At 61.5% G+C, this 3,986-nt stretch carries 4 protein-coding genes and 1 tRNA gene; 3 read left to right on the plus strand and 2 right to left on the minus strand.

The features are described 5' to 3' along the window. Nucleotides 1-490: 490 nt before the first annotated feature. The 3 genes from VF515_17030 (at nucleotide 491) to VF515_17040 (ending at nucleotide 1,465) form a co-directional block, all read left to right on the plus strand. Nucleotides 491-596: transfer RNA gene (locus VF515_17030), tRNA-Ser, on the plus strand. 315 nt (nucleotides 597-911) lie between these two features. Further along, the gene (locus tag VF515_17035) at nucleotides 912-1,178 is read left to right on the plus strand and encodes a type II toxin-antitoxin system ParD family antitoxin (protein ID HEX7409336.1); all 267 of its coding nucleotides are present in this window, start codon (nucleotides 912-914) and stop codon (nucleotides 1,176-1,178) included. Continuing rightward, nucleotides 1,175-1,465, plus strand: coding sequence for a type II toxin-antitoxin system RelE/ParE family toxin (locus tag VF515_17040; GenBank protein HEX7409337.1), 291 nt, complete (start codon nucleotides 1,175-1,177; stop codon nucleotides 1,463-1,465). Before VF515_17035 ends, VF515_17040 begins: the two co-directional genes overlap by 4 nt. Before the next feature lie 327 nt (nucleotides 1,466-1,792). Here the strand turns inward: VF515_17040 and VF515_17045 are convergent, their stop codons facing one another. Together VF515_17045 and VF515_17050 are read right to left on the minus strand one after the other, a co-directional pair. After that, entirely contained in the window at nucleotides 1,793-2,275 is a 483-nt protein-coding gene (locus VF515_17045) for a hypothetical protein (GenBank protein ID HEX7409338.1), read from the minus strand. Next, nucleotides 2,208-3,986, minus strand: a 1,779-nt coding sequence (locus VF515_17050; GenBank protein HEX7409339.1) for a DEAD/DEAH box helicase family protein, incomplete at its 5' end; no start/stop codon positions are given. The genes VF515_17050 and VF515_17045, both read right to left, overlap by 68 nt.

The raw sequence follows: 3,986 nt of genomic DNA on the forward strand, positions 1-3,986 counted from the left end.
GAGCGTAAGCTCAACTTCGGACAATTGGAGAGGTGTTTGCGCGTAGTGAGACAAGAAGGCGAGCACCCGAGCCACGGAGTTGAGATCGAGCAGTTTGCTCATGTCTGCCGTCGCGAGGAAAGCAACGCGGAAAATCGGCCGGCGATGGTCAACCGGGTCGTAGAGGATATGCACCTCCGGGGCCGTGGCATCAGTCGCGTGTTGATACTTCGCATGCCGCCGATAGCCGGCGCCGTAGCGTCTAGGCTGACAGTTCCATGCACGTTGGTATTCGACGATGCGCGCCGGCCAGGGGGCTACCCTGCCGCGGCGTGTGGCGCTTAGGAGCAGGCGATCAAAGCCGATCCGCGGGAGACTGGGATTGTGGCAAGAGCGGTTATAAGTAACAGCCCGGTGGTGGGGTTTGTGTACACAGGTGCCACTTGCGGTGCCACTTCGGCGGTGAAAAGGCGTGAGAACGGGTGGAAGCGGTTGAGGGTCTGTCGCGCGGGCGGTGTTGTCGTTTAGCGAGGGATTCGCATTTTCGCTGGATTTACGCTGCCTTCTTGAACGGCCTTCTAAGCCGTAGGTCGACGGTTCGAATCCGTTCTGGCGCATTGCCTTTCTTCTCGCGGTGGAGAAGCGATCACGGCGGCGGTTCACACTGCGCCTATCGCCATCCGACACATCCCGGTTGCGTGGTCGAAATCCGCTTCGTTCCGCTCCGGAGGAAACCCGCCGTCCGCCGAAGGCTCCATGCCGAAGGGGAATCGCGGGGCACGAGTCGCCGGGCACCACCGAACTCTACGACCGCACCGTCGACCAAGTCAGCCTCGACGAGATCGAGCGGATCTGATTCAGTGGTTCTCCTCCGGGCTGTTGTGGCCTCACCAGCTTTTGACACTCTCTGACATCACGAGTATCCGTGATCTATGAACGTCTCTCTCAGCCCCAAACTGGAGAAGCTCATCAACGACAAGGTCAAGACCGGCCTGTATCACGCCGCCAGCGAGGTCATTCACGAAGGTCTACGCCTCTTGGAAGAGCGGGACCGGCTCTATCAGGGGCGCCTCAAGGAACTCCGGCGCGAAGTGAAGAAGGGATTGGATCAACTGGATCGCGGCGAGAGTATTCCCGGCGAGCAGGTATTTGTCGAGCTGCGCGCCAAAGCACGGGAGCGGCGGCGCAAGGCGAGATGAGTCGCATCCGCTTCGCAGTTGACGCACGCCGGGACCTTGACGAGATTTGGGAGTACAGCGCGGAGCACGGCGGCGTCGATGCGGCGGAGCGGTTCGCCAATGCCATTGAGAAGCGCTGCCGGCTGCTGGCCACGGCACCCGGAGCGGGCCGCCGTCGCGACGAGTTGGGGCCTGGGCTTCGGAGCTTTCCGGTCGGGCCGTACGTAATCTTCTACCAGCGCGCCAAACGTGGGATCGAGATCGCCCGTGTGTTACGCGGCGCGCGTGATATCGCCGAGCTGTTCTGACCCGACCACCCTGCCCGACGCGTGGTCCGCTGGCGCGCCAGAGCCGCCGGCATCAAGACCAAGACCGGCTGTCAGACCCTTTGCCCTCCGGCGCAGACCTGCGGAGCACGAAGCTCTACGACCGCACCACCACCCAGGTCAGTCTCGACGAGATTGAGCGCATCGCGATTTGACCTAACTCTTATTTCAGGGGCTGACCTTCAGGCCCCGTTGGCTGGTGAAGGCAAGCTCGAAGTTGGCAATCGTGAGGAACTGCGTCGGGTGGGCCACGCTGTACTTGGCTCCACGTTTCGGATCGTACGGAACCCACGCACTCTCGTGCGTGCCCTACACCTCATCCGCGGTCACTGCGACGGCGAACGGTACGCCGAGCGCTTCAAAGTGCCGCTTCCCACAACGCACCTTGTCCGCTTCGCTGGTTCGAAGCTTCAGGAAATCTCGGGTCCCCTTGGTCTCGCGCACCAGATACAGCGCTTGGCCGTCGTGTTTGAGGATGGCCCAGTCGGGGTTGTACTTGCCGACCGGCGTGTCGATCTCGAACCAGCCTGGTAGTTTCAAAAAGAGCTTGATGTCCTCGCGTTGGTCCAGCCGGCGAGCGAACTCACGTTCCACCTCCGACTCGTAGACGACGTATTCGTAGACCGAATGGTCGACCGGCAGCGCGTTGAGGTAGTTGATCAGCTCCTCGTTTTTGAAGAGCATCATCTGCCACTCGGCGTCCCCGCCGGCTCCGTCGATCGGCTCATATTTGATTCCGTCGACAAGCAGGCGGTGTAGCTCGTGTTTGAGGATCGCTGCCACGGCGTCCATGAAGCGCTGCGGGTTGTTGAAGAACTCGGCGAGTCGACCCGATTCCTTGAGGATGCGCACCAGGGTCGAACGCCGGCTGGATGCGGCCGTCGCTGTCGAGCATCTTTTGTCCGACCAGCGCCACCCGAATGGCCTCGGCTGCATCGCGACCGATTGGTTGCTCTGCGCCGTCCACCACGCGGATGAGCTTGGCCAGTGCGGTAATGGGTACTTTGCCGAAGGTTACGCCGCAGTCTTCTTCGTACTCGGTCTGCAATGCGCGGGCGAAATCCTCATAGCTCTCGTTGGCCATGACGTAGAGCTTGTTCACCGACTCGTCGAAGACGCGCCGGCCGTTCTGGTCCACAGGCAGGCGCAAGCCGCGGCCGATCTCCTGGCGCTTCTTCACGGCGCTCCGGGTCTCGTTCAGCGTGCAGATCTGGAAGACGTTGGGGTTGTCCCACCCCTCACGCAGTGCGGAGTGGCTGAAAATGAAGCGCAACGGTTCGTCCAGGGTCAGGAGCCGTTCCTTCTCCTTCATGATGAGGTTGTACACCTCGTCATCGGCCTGCGTGTCGCCCCTGGTGTCCTTGAGTACCCCCTTCCTGTCCTGCGCGAAGTACCCGTTGTGCAGCTTGTCGATGGGCGCCTTGAGCCAGTCCAGCTCCCGGTAGCGTTCGTCCACGGCGGGTGCTGCCAGTTCCGCCTCGAAGGTTTCGGCGAACTTGCCCTTCACCGGCTGACCGGCTTCGTCGTAGTCGCGATAGTTGGCAACGCGGTCGACGAAGAAAAGGCTCAGCACCTTGATGCCCCGCGCCCGCACTTGCAGTTCTTTTTCCAGATGCCTCTTTACCGTGTGCTTGATCTGCGCTCGCCACACGTCGTCGCGCATACCGCCGGTTTCCTCACCCAGCTGCAGCACGCGGCCGTTGTTGAAGCGGAGGAACTCGTTGCCGGGCTCGGCAGTGATTTCGGCCACTGAAAAGCCTTGCTGGTAGCAAGCCCGCTCGTTGGAGAGCGCGAACAGGTCCGCCCCGTTCTTCACGGTGACCGCCTTCTCTTTCGGCCCCTCCGCTGTCTGCACGTGGATGCGCAGCTTGGCCTTGATGCCCTTCTTGTAATCAATGTGCTCCACGCGCACGAAGGCGTCGTTGGCGCCGCCGTCTGTTGTGGCGCTGGCGACGACGATCTGCTTGACCAGCTTCAGTTCGAAGGCCCGCACCGGATCGAGCCAGTATACCAGGTTGTAGGGATTGCGGTGGGTGGCGGAGTAGCGCAGGGTGCAGAGCGGGTTGAGTTGCTTCAGCGCTGCCATCTCAGCGCCCTCCTCGCCGCCTTCGACGCTCTGCGGCTCGTCAATGATCACGATGGGCCGCGCCGCCTGGATGAACTCGATAGGCTGACGTCCAGAGAGCCGGTCGCTCTCCTTGTAGATCACGGCCACGTCCTTCTTGTTGAAGGCCTGAATGTTGATGACGCAGATCTGCAGCGTGTTGCTCACGGCGAACTGGCGCAGACGGTTCACCTTCTTGGCGTCGTACACGAAGTGCTCGAACGGCAGTTTGTTGAAGAGGGCGCGGAAGTGCTCCGCAGTGATCTCGATGTTCTTCAGCACCCCCTCGCGGATAGCCACGCTCGGTACGACGATGATGAATTTCCGGAAGCCGTAGCGCTGAGACAGCTTGAAGATGCTGCGCAGGTAGACGTAGGTTTTCCCCGTCCCCGTTTCCAT

It is taken from the genome of Candidatus Binatia bacterium (assembly GCA_036382395.1).
Classification (GTDB): domain Bacteria; phylum Desulfobacterota; class Binatia; order HRBIN30; family HRBIN30; genus JAGDMS01.